This is a genomic window from Methylomonas sp. BW4-1 (assembly GCF_052474385.1).
This window is the reverse complement of record NZ_CP184125.1, coordinates 14739-33614: the sequence shown is the minus strand read 5'-3', so window position 1 is coordinate 33614 and position 18876 is coordinate 14739. Positions and strand designations below refer to the sequence as shown.

General features: G+C 51.7%; 16 protein-coding genes. 5 read left to right on the top strand and 11 right to left on the bottom strand.

Annotated features, from left to right (window positions below):
* Positions 1–176: 176 nt before the first annotated feature.
* The 5 genes from glgB to ACH5Y9_RS00140 all read left to right on the top strand — a co-directional run bounded on the left by glgB (position 177) and on the right by ACH5Y9_RS00140 (position 9542).
* Positions 177–2357, top strand: coding sequence for a 1,4-alpha-glucan branching protein GlgB (gene glgB / locus ACH5Y9_RS00160; protein ID WP_205451249.1), 2181 nt, complete (start codon positions 177–179; stop codon positions 2355–2357).
* Positions 2358–2367: 10 nt separating this feature from the next.
* Positions 2368–3801, top strand: a complete 1434-nt coding sequence (glgA, locus tag ACH5Y9_RS00155; RefSeq protein ID WP_445368035.1) for a glycogen synthase GlgA — start codon at positions 2368–2370, stop codon at positions 3799–3801.
* A complete protein-coding gene (locus ACH5Y9_RS00150; RefSeq protein WP_445368034.1) occupies positions 3791–4582 on the top strand; it encodes a type II and III secretion system protein in 792 nt (263 codons plus the stop codon). The genes glgA and ACH5Y9_RS00150 overlap by 11 nt, the downstream gene beginning before the upstream one ends.
* 151 nt (positions 4583–4733) lie before the next feature.
* On the top strand, positions 4734–5780 hold the full coding sequence (locus tag ACH5Y9_RS00145; protein WP_240348088.1) for an extracellular solute-binding protein: 1047 nt from the start codon (positions 4734–4736) through the stop codon (positions 5778–5780).
* On the top strand, positions 5781–9542 hold the full coding sequence (locus ACH5Y9_RS00140) for an EAL domain-containing protein (RefSeq protein ID WP_445368033.1): 3762 nt from the start codon (positions 5781–5783) through the stop codon (positions 9540–9542).
* On the opposite strand, the gene ACH5Y9_RS00135 is transcribed toward ACH5Y9_RS00140, so the two are convergent.
* The 11 genes from ACH5Y9_RS00135 to tolB form a co-directional block, all read right to left on the bottom strand.
* Positions 9535–10371, bottom strand: a complete 837-nt coding sequence (locus ACH5Y9_RS00135; protein WP_033158342.1) for an HlyC/CorC family transporter — start codon at positions 10369–10371, stop codon at positions 9535–9537. The genes ACH5Y9_RS00140 and ACH5Y9_RS00135 overlap by 8 nt on opposite strands.
* Positions 10368–10832 carry an rRNA maturation RNase YbeY gene (gene ybeY / locus ACH5Y9_RS00130; protein WP_033158341.1) on the bottom strand — a complete coding sequence of 155 codons (465 nt, stop codon included), beginning with the start codon at positions 10830–10832 and terminating at the stop codon, positions 10368–10370. The genes ACH5Y9_RS00135 and ybeY overlap by 4 nt, the downstream gene beginning before the upstream one ends.
* A gap of 3 nt (positions 10833–10835) precedes the next feature.
* Entirely contained in the window at positions 10836–11825 is a 990-nt protein-coding gene (locus ACH5Y9_RS00125; protein WP_445368032.1) for a PhoH family protein, read from the bottom strand.
* Entirely contained in the window at positions 11825–13180 is a 1356-nt protein-coding gene (miaB, locus tag ACH5Y9_RS00120; protein ID WP_445368031.1) for a tRNA (N6-isopentenyl adenosine(37)-C2)-methylthiotransferase MiaB, read from the bottom strand. Before miaB ends, ACH5Y9_RS00125 begins: the two co-directional genes overlap by 1 nt.
* Positions 13181–13285: 105 nt before the next feature.
* Positions 13286–14014 carry an MBL fold metallo-hydrolase gene (locus ACH5Y9_RS00115; protein ID WP_033158339.1) on the bottom strand — a complete coding sequence of 243 codons (729 nt, stop codon included), beginning with the start codon at positions 14012–14014 and terminating at the stop codon, positions 13286–13288.
* Between the two features lie 41 nt (positions 14015–14055).
* Positions 14056–14670, bottom strand: a complete 615-nt coding sequence (locus tag ACH5Y9_RS00110; protein ID WP_033158338.1) for a hypothetical protein — start codon at positions 14668–14670, stop codon at positions 14056–14058.
* A gap of 100 nt (positions 14671–14770) precedes the next feature.
* Positions 14771–15463, bottom strand: coding sequence for a 7-cyano-7-deazaguanine synthase QueC (gene queC / locus ACH5Y9_RS00105; RefSeq protein WP_445368030.1), 693 nt, complete (start codon positions 15461–15463; stop codon positions 14771–14773).
* Complete coding sequence (gene queE, locus ACH5Y9_RS00100) at positions 15453–16097, bottom strand: 7-carboxy-7-deazaguanine synthase QueE (RefSeq protein ID WP_445368029.1); 645 nt, start codon at positions 16095–16097, stop codon at positions 15453–15455. The genes queC and queE overlap by 11 nt, the downstream gene beginning before the upstream one ends.
* A 12-nt stretch (positions 16098–16109) precedes the next feature.
* Entirely contained in the window at positions 16110–16964 is an 855-nt protein-coding gene (gene ybgF / locus ACH5Y9_RS00095; protein WP_445368028.1) for a tol-pal system protein YbgF, read from the bottom strand.
* Positions 16961–17527 carry a peptidoglycan-associated lipoprotein Pal gene (pal, locus tag ACH5Y9_RS00090; RefSeq protein ID WP_033158334.1) on the bottom strand — a complete coding sequence of 189 codons (567 nt, stop codon included), beginning with the start codon at positions 17525–17527 and terminating at the stop codon, positions 16961–16963. The genes ybgF and pal overlap by 4 nt, the downstream gene beginning before the upstream one ends.
* 64 nt (positions 17528–17591) lie before the next feature.
* The gene (gene tolB / locus ACH5Y9_RS00085; protein ID WP_225893123.1) at positions 17592–18857 is read right to left on the bottom strand and encodes a Tol-Pal system beta propeller repeat protein TolB; all 1266 of its coding nucleotides are present in this window, start codon (positions 18855–18857) and stop codon (positions 17592–17594) included.
* Positions 18858–18876: the final 19 nt, after the last annotated feature.

Genomic DNA, 18876 nt, shown 5'->3' with positions numbered 1-18876 from the left:
ACCGGCTGCAACCGACATTTCACAGATTTCTCTACCTGCCACTTGCCGCGTAGAGCCATTATCGTTACTCTTCACGGAAAAGTAAAAACTCAAGCGATTTGATGCTGAAAAGTCGGTCATTACCAAAATTGCTATTCCTGCCAACCGATAACTAACTATAACTGAGGCATTGCAAAATGAACAAGCCAAGCAAAACCAACACGCTTGATTCAGAACTAATCAAACTCACCGAAGCAAAGCATCACGATCCTTTCGCCCTGCTAGGCCGTCATGGTCAAGGCCGCGATAACGTCATCAGAGTGTATTTGCCCTATGCGGAAACCGTAAGAATCAGCAGTCCCAAAGGCCCAGAATTCTCCCGCATTCCCGACACCGATTTTTTCGAATACCATCCGGGCAACGAAGCCATCCCCGAGCATTACCCATTATTTTGGACGGACAAGGACGGCTACGACCATCAACACTACGACCCATACTGCTTCGGCCCGGTGCTGCCGGAGTTCGACCAACATTTGTTTGCCGAGGGTCGGCATTGGCATATTTACAAAAAGCTTGGCTCGCATCTGCACAGCGTGGCCGATATTCCCGGCGTACATTTTGCGGTCTGGGCGCCAAACGCACAGCGGGTCAGCGTGATCGGCGACTTCAATCGCTGGGACGGCCGCTGCCATCCGATGCGCAGCTTGGGCAGTAGCGGTATCTGGGAAATTTTCATTCCCGGCCTGTCTGCCGGCTGCTTGTACAAGTTTGAAATTCTGAATCGCCATACCGGCCAACTGCTTGTCAAAACCGATCCTTACGGCCAGCAATTCGAATTCCGTCCGCAAACCGCCGCGATAGTCACAGTAGAAGACAGCTATACCTGGCAAGACGGTAGCTGGATGGACCACCGTCCACAACACGACTGGCTGCATCAGCCAATGTCGATTTACGAGGTACACCTGGGCTCCTGGCGACGCGACCATCGCGGCAATTTCCTGAATTATCGGGAGCTTGCCGAGCAATTGGTGGATTACGTCAAGGAACTGGGATTTACTCATATCGAGTTATTGCCGGTCACTGAACATCCGCTGGACATCTCCTGGGGCTACCAAACCACCGGTTATTTTGCGCCGACCAGCCGCCACGGCACCCCGGACGATTTCCGTTATTTTGTCGACCATTGTCATCAAAACGGCATCGGCGTGATTTTGGATTGGGTGCCCGCCCACTTTCCAAAAGACAACTTCGCTCTGGGCCGCTTCGACGGCACGCCGCTTTACGAACACGAAGACCCACGTAAAGGCGAGCACCGCGATTGGGGCACACTGATTTATAACTACAGCCGCAACGAAGTGAAAAACTTCCTGCTGTCCAGCGCTTTCTTCTGGCTGGAGGAATTCCACCTCGACGGCCTGCGGGTCGATGCGGTGGCGTCGATGCTGTATCTGGATTATTCCCGCGACGCCAACGACTGGATCCCGAACATGTATGGCGGCAATGAAAACCTGGAAGCTATCGACTTCCTGCGTCAAATGAATACCGTCACCCACGAGCAGCATCCCGGCACGGTGATCATGGCCGAGGAATCTACTTCCTGGCCGCAAGTCACTCGCCCCACCTGGACCGGTGGCTTGGGCTTCTCGATGAAGTGGAACATGGGCTGGATGCACGACATTCTGCATTACATGCAGGAACAACCGATCCACCGCTCCTACCATCACGATTCGCTGACTTTCGGCCTGCTTTACGCATTCACAGAAAACTTTGTGCTGCCGTTCTCGCACGACGAAGTGGTACACGGCAAAGGCTCGATGTTGAATAAGATGCCGGGCGATGAATGGCAACGCTTTGCCAATTTGCGCCTGCTGTACACGATGATGTTTACTTATCCGGGCAAAAAATTGTTGTTCATGGGCTGCGAATTCGGTCAAGGCACCGAGTGGAGCTGTAACCGCACGTTGGATTGGTATGTTTTAGATTACCCGCATCACAAAGGCTTGCAAACCCTGGTGAAAGACTTGAATAAACTCTATTCCAGCCATACCGCCCTGCACCGTTACGACTTTGATCATCACGGGTTCGAATGGATCGATTGCCATGACTATCAACAATCTATCATTAGTTATCGCCGCAAATCGGCGCATGAAGATTTGATCGTGATCCTGAACTTTACCCCGGTGCCGCGCGAAAGTTACCGAATCGGCGTACCTAATCCCGGCACCTATTACGAGATTTTCAATTCAGATTCGCAGTATTACGACGGCAGCAACCTTGGCAACGGCTCGGTGTTGTCAGAACCGCAACCCTGGATGAACCAAGACCACTCCATTTCCGTCACCTTGCCGCCCCTGGCCGGTATTATTTTGAAAATGTAGTTTTATCGCCATGAAAAAAATTCTGTTCGCAAGCAGCGAAACCCACCCCTTGATCAAGACCGGCGGCCTGGCGGATGTCGCCGGCAGCCTGCCTCTGGCCCTGGCCGCGTTGGGCCAGGACGTGCGCATCATCATGCCCAATTACCAGGGCATCAAGAACTGCGAGCCCGGCCGTTACCTATGCACGGTGCGAGTCAACAATTGCGACGTCAATCTTTTGGAGACCCGCTTGCCGGACAGCAACGTCATCGTCTGGCTGGTGGACTATCCGCCGTTCTTTAATTTTCCGGGTAACCCATACCTTGATGAAGCCGGACGCCCTTGGCCGAACATTGGTGAGCGCTTTGCGCTGTTTTGCCGCATCATCGTCGAAGTGGCCACCAACCGGGCTTATTTAGACTGGCACGCCGACATTGTGCATTGCAACGATTGGCAAACCGGCTTGGTACCTGCACTGCTGTCATTGGAACCCAACCCGCCGGCGACGATTTTTACCATTCACAACATGGCCTACCAAGGACTGTTTCCCGGCAGCACCTACGCCCAGTTAAATCTGCCGGGGCAATTACTACACCCGGACGGTCTGGAATTCCACGGCATGCTGTCCTTTATCAAAGGCGGGTTGAGCTATTCCGACCGAATTACCACGGTGAGCCCCACTTATGCCCAGGAAATCCAGACCCCTGAATTCGGTTACGGCTTGGAAGGCTTGTTGGCGCATAAACAAAGCCAGTTACGCGGCATTCTGAACGGCATTGATGTGTCGGTCTGGAATCCGGCGAACGACGCCTATATCGCAAAGCCTTTCAGCGTCGATACCCTAAAAGACAAGCAAATCAATAAAGCGGCACTCCAACAACAACTGGGCTTGCCGGTGGAATCGGAAACTCCTTTGTTTGGTTTGATTGGCCGCTTGGTCGAACAAAAAGGTATCGATCTGGTACTAAGCTGTTTACAAGAGATGACCACCCTACCCTTGCAATTTGCTTTACTGGGCAGCGGCGATAAAAGCATCGAATACCGCCTGCAGGAGTTTGCCCGCCTATATCCGGAAAAAGTATCCATCACCATTGGCTACGACGAACGCTTGGCGCATCAAATCGAAGCCGGCGCCGACATCTTCCTGATGCCTTCGCGCTTCGAACCTTGCGGCTTAAACCAAATGTATAGCCAATGCTATGGCACGATACCTATCGTCAGAAAGACCGGCGGCTTGGCAGACACAGTAGTCGACGCATTGCCGGAAAGTATTGCCAACGGCACCGCCAGCGGCATCTCGTTCAACGATGCGTCGGCGGCCGCGCTGATAGAAGCCATCAAACGCAGCCTCGTGTTATTCCACAACCGACCGGTCTGGAAGAAAATTCAACGTAACGCGATGCTCAAGGATTTCTCCTGGCAAAACAGTGCGAATCAATATCTCGCGCTTTACGATGAGATTTAAAACCTGCTTGGCCGGCTTGATGTTGATAGCCGGCCTCGCGGTTGCCGACGAATCGGTGATAGAAGTCATCCCCCTGATGAACCGTCCGGCCTCCGACGTACGCGCTTTACTGGCGCCGCTGCTGGATGCCGATGATCGCGTCATCGAGAACGGCGCCAGTCTGATCGTTAAAACCAATCCCGCCAAACTCGGCGAAATCCGGGCCGTCATTCAAAAACTCGATGCCCGGCTCAGCAATTTAGTCATCAGCGTCTTGCAAACCAGTAGCAAAACCGCAGCCGAATTGAACGCCGAAGCGGCCATTGCCGCAACGCAGAATACGATTCAGATGCGCGGCATGATGGGCAACAGCGAAGACTTGCGAAACCGGCAACAACACCAACAATTACGCACCCTGGAAGGCCAGGCGGCCCATATCAAAACCGGACAGGTCCGGCCGATGCAAAATTACAGCGTATACGACTCGGGTTATGGTTACGGCTCCGCGGTGAGCAGCAATACCCAGATGATAGAAGCCAGTACCGGCTTCGCTGTTACGCCGCGCTTGGCCGGCAACCAGGTTACTCTCGATATAGAACCGTGGTCGGATAGCTTTCAGCGCAACGGCCACATCGAAACCCAATCCGCTCACACCACTTTACGCGCCAATCTCGGCGAATGGGTGGAAATTGCCGGCAACACCGACACTGAACAATCCGACAATCACGGCTTCAACAGTTTCAACCACAGCACCCGGCAAAATGCTTTACGCATTCTGATCAAAGTCGATCAAGCCGATTAATCCGGACCCACCCTAAACGACAATCCGACCAGATAGCCTCATGGCATTATTTTCGGAATCTGTGCGCGGAAACATAATATCAATATCGACATTGGCGGAAAGCGCATACTTATTGGTTATGATGGCCCGACAAATTCATGCCGATAGCCTTATGAGCATTACTGCCAAATGTTCCGCCACCGTTCTGACATATTTTCTTACGATTATATGTCTGGCAACATCCGGATGGGTATCCGCCCAGGAAACACTGCGGGTGCTTAGTTGGGACGGTTACGCCGATAGTGGAGTGGTTTCGGCATTCCAGCAGCGGTTCGACGTCGCGATAGAGTTAACCCTGGTAACGTCCGACGACGACCTTTGGCAGAAAATCAATGGTGGCAACTATGACGTATTTGCTGTCAATACTGCGGAATTGCAGCGTTATATCGATCAAGGCCTGAGCAGGCCGATCAGCATGACAAATATTCCCAACCATGCCCGGCAGTTGCCGCGTTTCCAAAACTTGCAAGCCATCCCCGGCCTGGTTCGCGGGAACGACACGTATGCTGTCCCTTACACCTACTCGGAAATGGGGCTGATCTATAACCGCAAACTCATTAACACTCCCCCCCAATCCATGTCGGCTATGTGGGACCCAGCCTATCGGGGCCGAGTATTGGCTTTTAACGCCAGTAATCACAATTTCTCCATAGTCGGCTTATTAAGGGGCGTATCCAATCCCTTCCGGATGACAGATCCCGAGCTAAAACAGGCTGCTCACGAATTGGCCAAGTTACGCCGTAATGTGCTGACCTTTTACGCGACCGCCGAAGAAGCGACCAGGCTGTTTGTCAAATATGATATAGCCTTGATTTTCGGTAATTACGGCACCCAGCAACTGAAAGCTCTGCGCGAAGCAGGTGCAGACATTGGTTATGTGATTCCCCGCGAAGGTGCGCTGGCCTGGCTGGATTGCTGGGCCATCACCCAAAATAGCCGGAACCCCGAGTTAGCAGAAAAATGGATCAATTACACCTTGGAAAAAGCAGTCAGCGAAACGCTAACCCAGCAACACGGCTTGGCAAACACCATTACAGCGCCGGAGAACGACAGCACCCAAAACCAACCCATCATTTGGCTGGAACCGATACTCAATCCGCTAGCGCGCAAAACGCTATGGGATAGAATCATTTCCGGCGAAGCGCCCGAGGCATTCTGAGTGCGCTCCAGCATAGGCATAAAATTGGGTTTCTGGCTGGCACTGCTAGGCACGTTATCGACAGGCCTGACCGGTTATTATGTTTACGACCGCAGCCGAGCCATGCTGGTGGGAACCGCCAAGGATAAGCTGCTCAACGACACCCAAGCCGTGGGAAACCGATTTGCCGATGCGTTGGCAGCTACCGCCAGCAACGTCAAGTTTCTAAGCAATTTGCCGGTCAGCGCCGACATGGTCTCGGCAACACCTGACGCAAAGTTGGGCATACGTAAAAATCAATTGGCGGAGATTTTTGTCAGCTTGCTAAATGCCCATCCCGAATACAGTCAAATCCGTTTGATCGACACGCAGCATTACGGCAAGGAATTAGTCAGAGTCGATAGAGATCAAGACAACCTCAAAGTGATTGCCGACGCGCAGTTACAAGAGAAAAACCATTTTCCTTACGTATTCGAAACCGTGCCGCTGGCTGCGGAGCAATATTACGTTTCGGAAATCAATTTAAATCAGGAATTAGGCACGCACCTGGGATTCGGCAAACCCACACTGCGGATAGCGATGCCGATCAAGTCGGCCAACGCCACCATCGCAGTGATCGTCATCAATGTCGATTTACAAGGGCTATTCGAGCAAGTACGCGGCAATATTCCCGACGATATTGAATTGCTGCTCAGCAACGACAGAGGGGACTATTTAATTCACCCCGACGCGGCAAAAACCTTTGGATTTGAGAGCGGCCGCAGTTTCCTGATTCAGGAAGACATCCCGAACGTAAAAGCGATTCTGGCTGGCAAACAAGCGCATTCGGTATTCGCGACCAGCGATACGCAAAGCTTGGCCGCTTCTTCACTCGCCGCTTTCGTAAAACTGCCGTTGGGCTCGGAAAGCAGCGGACGCTTCGCCATGCTGGGTTTATATACGCCGCTGAAAAACGTTTTGCAGGAAAGTAAAGCTCTGGGAGTGAGCGTTATCGAAATAACCTTGTTGTTCAGCCTGCTGGCAAGTGCAATTTCGCTAATGTTGGCGCGCGTCCTGGCAAAACCGCTCAATTCGATGACCACCGCCATCGGTCAATTCAAGCTGGGCACGCCGCTGACCGGGTTACCGACACATCGTAACGACGAAATCGGCTATCTGGCGAATAGTTTCATGTCGATGACCGAACAATTAAACTCGCAAATAGCCGAGTTACATGCCTCCGAAGCTAAGTTGCATGCCATTCTCGACAACGCCCCCGTCGGCATTTGGTTGGCCGACCTTGATACGCGCTTTTTGTTTGTGAACCATACTTTTTGCGATGCCCTTGGCCTGCCGGAAACCCGTTTAATTGCCAACGAACCATTGGCCGAGTTGTTTGGCGCGGAGATCGCAGCCCGTTTTTTAAGTGCCGATCAAGCGTGTTTAGCGCAAGCAAATCAAGCACATCAGTCCCTCGAGCAAATAAAATTTGCCGATGGCAAACGGCACACCATACAAATAACCCGCACGCCATTGCAAGACATCAACAAAGAGACGGTCGGCATCATCGGCATAGCCATGGATATTACTGACCGCCAACAAGCGGCCAATCGTGAGCGCGCCCATAATCATGTGCTGGAATTAGTATCCAAAGGTGCGGCACTGTCGGAGATCCTGCAAGCGGTGGTATTGGGTGTAGAAGCCCAAAATCCTGACTTAATTTGTTCGATATTGCTATTAAATAACGAAGGTAATCGCTTGTTCATAGGCTCTGCACCGCATCTACCCGACTTCTACAATTCTGCTGTAGACGGCCTTTACGTAGGCCCCGGTGTCGGCTCATGCGGTACGGCTGCGTATTTCGGCCAGCGAGTCATTGTCGAAGATATTCAAAACCATACTTATTGGGCGCCGTTTACCGAGCTTGCGGCTAGGGCCGGTTTAGGGTCGTGCTGGTCTGAGCCGATACGTGGCGCGTCCGGCCAATTGTTGGGTACTTTTGGTATTTACCAGCGCCATCCTGCGGAGCCAGGGGCAGACGACATTCAGATGATTGAACAGGCCTCGCATTTGGCCGGCATTGCAATCGACCGCAGCCGCAGCAATGAAGAACTGCAATTGGCGTCGTTAGTCTATCAAAACAGCAGCGAAGCGATGGCCGTGACCGACGCACAAGGCATGATTATCAATGTCAATCCGGCTTTCACCGCTTTGACCGGCTACACATTGGACGAAGTCATCGGTAAAAACCATAACATTCTGAACTCGGCGCGGCAGGGCGAACAGTTTTATCAAGCCATGTGGCAAGCCATCAACAGTAGTGGTCACTGGAAAGGCGAAATTTGGAATCGTCGGAAGAACGGCGAGATATTTGCTGAGCAACTGACCATCAATACCATATTTAGCGCCGATGGCCTGCCGCAGCGGCGAGTTGCGTTATTTTCCGACATCACCCAAAAGAAGCAGTCCGAAGAACTGATCTGGACCCAAGCCAATTTCGATCCGCTCACCGGCCTGCCCAACCGCCGCATGTTTCATGACAGGCTGGATCAAGAAATCAAAAAGGCACATCGCAGCGGCTTGCAGGTCGCTTTGATATTGCTTGATCTGGACCGTTTCAAGGAAGTTAACGATACGCTGGGTCACGATATGGGCGATTTATTGTTAAAAGATGCCTCGCAACGGCTGCTGCATTGCGTACGCGATTCCGATACTGTCGCCCGATTGGGCGGCGACGAATTCACAGTCATCCTCGGCGAACTTGATGATGCTGAGGATGCCGAACGGGTGGTCAAAAACATCCTGCAAAGACTCGCCGAACCTTTTCAGCTGAAAAGCAAAGTGGCCTACATCTCGGCCAGTATCGGCATCACCCTGTACCCGAAGGACGCGGAGAGAATCGATACCTTAATAAAAAACGCCGATCAGGCAATGTACGCAGCGAAACACCAGGGCCGTAATCGCTATTGTTATTTCACTCCATCAATGCAGGAAGCCGCTCTAGCGCGCATGCTGATTGCCGACGATTTGCGCCATGCTTTGGAGGCCAACCAATTTGAAGTATATTACCAGCCGGTCGTGGAACTGGGATCCAGCGCCATCCATAAAGCCGAAGCGCTGATCCGCTGGCAACACCCGACACGGGGCATGGTCAGCCCCAGCGAATTTGTGCATATTGCCGAAGATATAGGCCTGATTGCCGAAATCGGTACTTGGGTATTTAAACAAGCGGCAGGACAGGTCAAACAATGGCGTGCAAGATACCATCCGGACTTTCAGATCAGCGTCAACAAGTCGCCGATGCAGTTTTACGACGACCAGTCCCACGGCACTTGGCTGGAATACTTACAAACACTTGAGCTGCCGGGACAAAGCATCGTCGCGGAAATTACCGAGGGCTTGCTGCTGGACGCCAGTAATGTGGTGAAAGATCAATTACTGGCTTTTCGAGACGCAGGGATACAAGTATCGCTGGACGATTTCGGCACCGGCTATTCGTCGCTGGCTTATCTGAAGAAATTCGATATCGACTATCTGAAAATCGATCAGTCTTTCGTCGGCAATTTGTCGCCGAATTCCAGCGACAAAATTCTCTGCGAAGCGATTATCGTCATGGCGCACAAGCTGGGGATGAAAGTCATCGCGGAAGGCATAGAAACCGAACAACAACGCCAGCTACTGCTGGAAGCGGAGTGCGACTATGGGCAGGGCTATTTATTCTCCAAAGCCCTGCCGGCCGATGCGTTCGAGGAACTACTAATGCTTAATGCCTCAGGCACCAGCGCGCAGAACACAGTTATTTGATCTTCAATTTCAGTAAATGCACTCGCCGATTGTCGGCCCGCAATACCTCGAAACAGAAATCGTCCAGCTCCACCTTCTCGCCTTTCTTCGGAAAATGTTCTAGACGCTGCACGATTAAACCGCCTAGCGTGTCGTATTCGTCGTCTTCCAATGCGGCGGAAAAATAATCGTTGAATTCTTCGATGGGTGTCAGCGCGCTGACGATAAATTCTTTCTCGCTACGCTGAGAAATAAATTCTTGTACTTCGTCGTCATCGTGTTCGTCTTCAATCTTGCCGACGATTTGCTCCAGGACGTCTTCAATCGTCACCAAGCCGGCGGCATTGCCGTATTCGTCGACGACGATGGCCATGTGGTTGCGCTCGGTGCGAAATTCTTTTAGTAACACATTTAAACGTTTGCTTTCCGGCACCACGTTGACCGGGCGCATGACATCCTCGACTTTCAGGGTTTTATCCTTTAAAGCATGAGCCAGTAAATCCTTGGCCAGCAAAACACCAACCACCTTGCTGCGGTCTTCTTCGATGACGGGAAAACGGGAATGAGCAAATTCGACCACTAAAGGAAAGATGGTTTCCAGTTCCGCTTCCCTAGGAACGACGACCATTTGTGAACGCGGAATCATGATGTCTCTGACCCGCATCTCCGCCACATGCATCACGCCTTCCATCATGGCCAGTGCGTCGGAGTCTAACAGATGTTTTTCTTGCGATTCTCTCAATATTTCCAGCAAGTCTTCCTGATCTTGCGGCTCCCCACTCAGAAAATGACCGATGCGCTCGATCAAACTCTTATGGGGTTGACTACTCGGGGGGTTACCATCGCTCATTGCTTTCCATCCTCCATATAAGGGTTTGCTATACCTAATTTGCTCAAAATCTCAATCTCTAATGCTTCCATTTGTTCGGCATCCTGATCCTCTATGTGGTCATACCCTAGCAAATGCAATACGCCGTGTATAGTGATATGCGCCCAATGGTGCTCGGGCAATTTATTTTGCTGCGCAGCTTCCAGCCCTATCAGCGGTGCACAAATCACCAAATCGCCCAGCAAGTCCATGTCCATGCCCGCCGGGGCTTCAAAGGGAAAGCTCAGGATGTTAGTCGGTCCGTTTTTATGCCGATACTGCTGATTCAGCTCTGCGCTTTCCACATCGTCGACCAAACGAATCACCAACTCGCAGTCCGCATCATCCTCAAAGCTTGCTAGCCCGGCGTCCACCCATTGCTGAAACTGCTCGAGTTCGGGATGAGGTGCCGAAGTAGCAATTTGCATGTCGATATAATTCATAGACTACGCCGACGGCATGTGCTCTTTTTCGTAATGCTCGTAGGCGGCGACGATGCGCTGCACCAACGGATGCCGAACCACGTCGCGCACGCCGAAAAAGGTAAAACTGATACCGTCCACATCCTTCAACACTTTCAACACATGTTTCAGACCGGACATTTTTTCGTTGGGCAAATCGATTTGCGTAACATCGCCGGTAATGACGGCAGTGGAACCGAAACCGATCCGGGTCAAAAACATCTTGATTTGTTCCACCGTCGTGTTTTGCGCCTCATCCAGAATAATAAACGAGTCGTTCAAGGTTCTACCGCGCATGAAGGCTAAGGGCGCCACTTCGATGACATTTTTTTCCAGCAATTTTTCGACGCGCTCGAAACCCAACATGTCGTATAGCGCATCATACAAGGGCCGCAAATAGGGGTCGACTTTCTGCGCCATATCGCCTGGGAGGAAACCTAACTTCTCGCCCGCTTCCACCGCCGGCCGTACCAAAATAATCCGCCGCACGGTCTCGTTTTGCAACGCATCAACCGCACACGCGACCGCCAGATAGGTTTTACCGGTACCCGCGGGACCGACACCGAAATTAATGTCATGCGAAATGATCTTGCGCAAATAGTCCTGCTGATTAAAACCGCGACCCTTGATTACACCGCGCTTGGTTTTAATCGCCACCGGCTCCGATTTAATGTTCGGAACAGTCTGTAGTAACTGGTCGATACTGGCATCCTGCAAACTCAAATGCACTTGCTCCGGAGTGATTTCTTCCCGCTCGGTCAATTCGAACAATTTCTGAATCACCGCGCAAGCCGCTTTGACCGCAGCATCGACACCCGTGACCTTGAAATGATTGCTGCGATTGGCGATCTCCACCTGTAAGCGTTGCTCGATTTGGCGGATATGCGCATCCAACTGTCCACAAAAATTGGACAGGCGTTGCGCATCGGCGGGTAACAGGGTAATTTCTTGAGAAATATGGCTGGCGGTCAACACTAGGCGGTCTGCTTGATTTTTTCAATGGACGATTCCACCAGGCGACCCCGTAACGAATTGGGCAAGGCTTCGGCAATATACACGTCGACGAACTGCCCGATCAAGCGCGGATGCCCGGCAAAATTGACGGCGCGATTATTTTCGGTCCGCCCGGTTAGATGCAACGGGTTTTTCTTGGAGATGCCCTCCACCAACACACTTTGCACGCTACCGATCATAGCCTCCGAAATAGCCATGAACATTTCGTTCAGACGGTCTTTCAATCGCTTCAGACGTTGTTCCTTAACCGCCATACTGACATCGTCGGCAAAATTGGCCGCCGGCGTACCGGGTCTGGCACTGAAGATAAAACTGTAAGACAGGTCGTAACCGACTTCCTCGATCAAGGCCATGGTATCTTCAAAATCTTCTTCGGTTTCACCGGGAAAGCCGACGATAAAATCCGACGACAAACTGATGCCCGGCCGCACCGCTTTCATCTTGCGCATGATTTCCAGATAATCTTCGCGCCTATGACCGCGCTTCATCTCGGCCAAAATCCGGTTGCTGCCGCTTTGCACCGGCAAATGCAAATGATTGACCAGCTGCGGAATCTCGGCAAACGCTTCGATAATATCGTCAGTGAATTCTAAAGGATGCGATGTAGTGAAACGAATACGGTCTATACCATCGACAGCGGCAACGCAATGCAACAACAGCGCAAAACTAGCCACATCGCCATCTTCCATCGCGCCGCGATAAGCATTAACGTTTTGACCGAGCAGATTGATCTCGCGCACACCTTGTCTAGCCAGCGTTTCGATTTCAGCAATCACATCGTTCAGCGGCCGGCTGACTTCTTCTCCGCGGGTGTAAGGCACTACGCAATAGGTACAGTACTTACTGCAACCTTCCATCACCGATACATAAGCCTTGGGCCCTTCCGCACGCGGTTCCGGTAAATTATCGAATTTTTCGATTTCGGGAAAAGAAATGTCTACGACATGCTTACCGCCACTACGTGCTTGGTTTAACAACTCAGGCAAGCGGTGCAGGGTTTGCGGACCAAACACAATGTCTACATACGGCGCGCGCTTTTGCAGGGCCGCACCTTCCTGGCTGGCTACGCAGCCACCAACACCAATAATCACGCCAGGACGTTTGTCTTTGATTTTTTTCCAGCGCCCCACGGCGGAAAATACCTTTTCCTGGGCTTTTTCGCGGATCGAACAAGTGTTTAGCAGCAGCACATCGGCTTGTTCCGGAATGTCTGTCAATTCCATGCCGTGCGATGCGATCAATACGTCCCGCATCTTATCGGAATCGTATTCGTTCATTTGACAGCCGTTAGTCTGTATATAAAGTTTTTGCGCCATGCTTGATGAGATACCTCAACTACTCTCACTAACAAAAAACCCCCGTCTCGCGACGGGGGCTCGTAATGGCCGGATTATAAACCCAATTTTCGGCAAATGCTTGTTTTATACGGCAATCCCCACTTGTAGGGCCTCGAACCAATCTAAGAAACGCTTCACATCATCGCCTTTGAACATCCGACCATGTTGCGGGGCCAGTATGTCGATATCCAACTTCCTGACCCGATCAATCCAGGCGCGCTTAGCTTGATTAGAGGGCATCCAACGCTGATGGAAAAAACGCATTTTATCGACGTGCATATCGAAGTTGTCCACAAATACTGGCGTTCCAGGCGGTTCCAAGGCTGCACCGACATCGCCGGACATCAGGATTTTGGCGTGTGGATCATAAATATGGAAATTAGCGGAGGCATGCAAATAGTGAGCGGGAACAATCTGCAATTCGGTAGTACCGAGATTGATGACTCCGCCATGGTCGGGAATCGGTACATATTCGATAGTTTCGCAGCCGAAGTGCCTTAAAAAACCTTCCCATAATGCTGAGGCATGCAGCTTGGCATTGGGCAGCGCTTGATCCCATAAACCCAAAGATGAAATGATGTCCGGATCTTGATGTGAGGCGAACAAATCAGTAATTTCCTCGACCGGCGCATGGTGTAATACCGCCGCCAGCATTGGCGCAAACAGCTCTATGCCGCCGGGATCGATCAAAAGGCAGCGATTGGCCGTCCTTACCATATATTGGTTGGTATCAATGATTTTCTCGGGCTTATGTGCATCGCGGCCAAACATTATCCATTGATAGGCGCCCTCATAAATTTTGGTCATTCTCATGCTAACTGTACCTCTTGGCCATACTGGGTTTGATGGGTGCGCTATTCGGCGACGTTTATAATCGTCAATGCACTCCGGCATTTATGTACTTTGTCGTTTATTATTTGCGCGGCGTTATCGACGCTTTCAGCGACCGCTTGCAGACTTTGCAGATACTCTCCCGCTTGCGAAGCTTCTATCCGGGAGTTGGCAGCAATCACCCGCGCCGCCCTGGCCGGATGCATCACATCCGCCAACTTAATCAGTAATTCCGAAACCTGGATAATAAACTCTCGATGACAAATCTGCGTTCTTAGTCTGACTTCCTGCAACGGAGTGGCTAAGGAATCGGCATATCTGGCTCCGACAGCCAACTGCCCCACTTTCTCGAAGCGTCTGCATGCTTCGGTCATGCGCTGTTCATTGACTGTCAGACGATAAAGATGGAATGCGTATTCGTTGATGTTATTGACCAATTCGATCGTATCCTTGGCCAATTCGTTTATGAAGTCCGTGATGGGTTGGAAGCCCTTGGCCTTTTCACCGGCGCGGAAAGCAATCGCTTTGGCATTGGCTGCCGCGAGAGAAATTTCCTTGGCCACTTCCATCACCGCGCTCAATTCGGCGGCTATGGAAGCCACGGCGACAAATTGGGACTTGGTTTGATTGACTTGCATACTGAAAGACCCTCAGATCGACGATAAATTTATTTATAGCTTAGCCGACAAATAAATACCGGTGCTATTTGAGTTTCTAATAAATGCGCGTCAACACCGGTTATTTAGGTCGATAATGAGTTGGATCGTCCACACCCAGATTTTGGAAACCGGCCGCCCGCAATCTGCAGGCATCGCACACACCGCAGGCTCTGCCTTTGATATCCGCTGAATAACAGGAAACGGTATCGGCATAATCGACGCCAAGCGCCAGACCTTGTCGAATAATTTCGGCTTTGCTCAGCGCTATCAGCGGCGTGTGAATTTGAATTTTATGGCCCTCTACCCCGGCTTTGGTGCCCAGGTTGGCCATATCCTGAAAAGCTTTGATAAATTCCGGCCGGCAGTCTGGGTAACCGGAATAGTCGACGGCGTTAACGCCGATGATTACGTCGTGAGCGTTCACCACTTCCGCCCAACCCAGGGCAAACGCCAGAAATATAGTGTTTCTGGCCGGCACATAAGTTACCGGAATGCCGGCTTGCGGCGAAGTCGGCACATCGATCCGAGCGTCTGTCAACGCGGAACCGCCTATTGCGCTCAAGCCGAGATTGATAATCTTATGGTCGGCCACCTGGTAATGCTTGGCGATTCTCCGAGAAGCCTCCAATTCAGCATTGTGGCGCTGGCCGTAATCGAAACTCAGGGCGTAGCAAGTAAAGCCTTGTTGTTTGGCAAGTGCCAACACCGTTATAGAATCCAGGCCGCCGGACAATAAAATGATTGCCGGCCTGGAACTGCTGTTATTTTCCACGCGCGTCGTTCCAAAGAAATTTATGTAATTGAATTTGAAACCTAACCTGTAATTGGTCGGCCAAAATACGCTCAGCCAGCTCGGTCGGCGACATCACATCCATCACCGGCGAGAACAGTACTTGGCAATGTTCAACTAAGCGATACAGCTCAAGTTGCTGCTTGGCCCATTGGTAATCGGCGGAGTCGGCAATCACGAATTTGACTTGATCGTGGGACGTTAAATACTGGATATTGTCATATCGATTGCGCTCAAGCTCTCCGGAACTCGGCGTTTTCAAATCCATGACTTTACTGACCCGGCTGTCAACCATCGACACATCCAAGGCACCGCTGGTTTCCAGCGAAACCTGGTAACCAGCATCGAGCAGTCTGACCATTAAAGGATTGCAGCCCGGTTGTGCTAAAGGTTCGCCGCCGGTTACCGTGACATAGCGGGTGTTGTAACGGCCAACTTGCTCGAAAATATCGTCGATGCTGAGTTTTTCGCCGCCAGTAAACGCATATGCGGTATCGCAATAGGAACAGCGCAATGGACAGCCGGTCAAGCGAATAAAGATGGTGGGTAACCCCACTGTATTCGCCTCACCCTGCAGGGAATAAAAAATTTCGGTAATACGTAGCGTTTGTTCCATCCCAACGCCAACTTATTGCGGCATTTGCGCCAGTTTTTTTTCAGCCAAATGCGCGGCTGTGGTGCCTGGATAGCTGGTCGTCACCCGCGTCAGATAATCGCGAGCTTTTGCGGTGTTTTGCAGATCGAATTCGATATAACCCAGTTTCAACAAGGCATCAGGGACTTTCGAGCTATTGGGATATTGACTAACCACCTTATTGAATGCGGCGCGCGCCGCATCGAATTCGCGGTTGATCTTATACGCTTCCGCCAACCAATACTGAGAATTGTCGGCAAACTCACCCGCCGGAAAATCTTTCAGCAAATCCTGAAACATTTTGATGGCCTGGGCATTGTGGCCGTTACGCAAAGTGTCGTAAGCCGACTGATACCTTTCCTTTTCGTTGCCTTGTGTCAATGTCGCGGTCGGCTTATTATCCACTACGGGCGCAGCAACCGGAGCTGGCGTCGCAGTTGCAACTGGCGCCGGAGTTGGTGCAGCCGCAGCAGCGGGTTGAGCAGCAGTAACCGGCGCTTGCCCAGCCGCAGCAGTATCTGCAGGAACTGGCGCAGGCGTTTGACTCGGCGGCGTTTGCCCGCCCGCGGTAAGCGCCTGCATCCGATCATCCAGATCGGAGTACATATTGCTTTGTTTTCTTTGCAAGTCGGCGATGGTCTGGGATTGCTCCTCGACCATGCCGCGCAATTGCTGCACTTCCGACTGTAACTGCTCCAATCTGCCCAATACCTCAAAAATAGCATTGTCAGTGGCGGCCGGCTGTGCATAAGCATTCCCAGCCGGGTAACCCGCACCGTTAGGCGCAGCACCAGCTCCGGCAGATAAGCCAAAGCCGAGACTCAGTATCAGAAGCGCACGCTTACTCATTGATAGCCAACTTCCACGCGGCGATTTTGTTGCCACGCCGACTCGTCATGACCGGAAACAGCGGGCTTTTCTTCACCGTAGCTCACCACTTCCAATTGGCCGGCAGTGACGCCTTGCGAGCGCATCATTCTTTCCACCGATTTGGCCCGTTGCTCACCCAGCGCGATGTTGTATTCGCTGGAACCACGCTCGTCGGCATGACCGGATAGAATCACGTGCTGGTTTGGGTGTGAAGCCAAATAACGGGCATGCGCCGCAACAACAGGTACGTAGTCTTGTTTGACTTGGCTGCTATCCAATTCAAAATAAATCACTTGTTTGGACAACGGATTGTTAGGGTCGCTAAATTCAGGACCCAGGTTCGCGCCGGAACCGGAGCCAAAGCTGCTGCCATTGCCTGAACCGAATTGGCTGCCGGACATGGAACCGTCATTGTAACCGCTGGTAGACGCATCGGTTCCTTGGGTAGAATCGGCCAAACCTTCTTCTTCGGTTGAGCTACAGCCGGTTGTTACCAAAATCGCAGTCATGGCCAAAGCCAAATAGGTTTTGTTAAATCTCATCAATTTTCTCCAAATATTAAGTAAAGCTCAGGTAGCAATAGTGTGAGGGCTATCGCGCTTGCAATCAAGGTGCCCAGGCCGGCTCACGGACCTCGCCACTCTCAAATGCCAATTTTTGTTGCATCGCGCCATCGGTGGACACCACCGATAAGGCCGAGCGCCCGCCGCGATTCGCGGCAAACAAGACCATGCTGCCATTAGGCGCAAAACTGGGCGATTCGTCAAGATTACCCTCGGTTAGCACGTTCACAGTGCGCGAGGCCATGTCCATAACCGCAATCTTATAGCCACCGCCACTACCCGTTACCATCGCCAGGCTTCTGCCATCGGCGGAAAAACGGCCTCTGGCGTTATAGTCGCCTTGGAATGTAACCCGGCTAGCTTTGCCCCCCGAAGCTGGCATCAAATAAAGCTGCGGTTTGCCGCCTTGATCAGACGTAAACAAGATAGAGCTGCCATCCGGCGACCAGGTCGGTTCGGTATCGATAGATAAACTGTTGGTCAAGCGCGTCAAAGAGCGGCTACCCAAGTTCAAAACGTAAATATCGGGACTGCCGTCCTTAGAAAGCGTAACCGCCAGACGACTACCGTCCGGTGAAAAAGCCGGCGCACCGTTGATGCCCGGATAAGAGGAAACGCTTTCACGTTGTCCCGTCGCCAAAGTCTGCACCCAGATTTCCGAACGTTTGGTGTGGAAGGATACATAAGCGATTTTGCTGCCGTCAGGCGACCAAGCCGGCGCCATAATAGGTTCCGGAGATTCGGCAATAGTCCGGGGGTTATAACCATCGGCATCGGCCACTTGCAGCATGAACTGCTTGCCATTGCCGCGGCGCACGCTGGTGACATAAGCAATCCGGGTATTGAATGCGCCTTTGCGGCCGGTCAGTTTTTCGTAAATCAGATCACTGATGTGATGCGCGGCACGACGCAATTCGTTAGCGCCGGCCGTCAAACGGTAACCCATCAATAACTGGCCGTTATGCACATTAAACAAATGAAACTGGATGTTGTAGCTGCCACCATTACCGACCACTTGGCCTATCGCCATATAGTCTTGGCCCAGTACCTGCCAATCCTTGAAATTAACCCGCTCGGGTTCGCTAGGTTTGGTCAGCATATCGTCTTCGGACAAGGTTTTGAAAAACCCGCTGCCACCCAAATCAGAACTGATCACATCGGACAATTTAACATTGCCGATAGAACCTTGTTGAGCAAACGGGACGATGGCGATAGGCACCGCAGTTTGCGAACCTTTGGTAATTTCTATGGTTAAACCGGCCGCCTGCGCCACTGTAAACATCCCAGCCAAAATGCCGCCGACTAACATTCTTGTGATTAACATCATT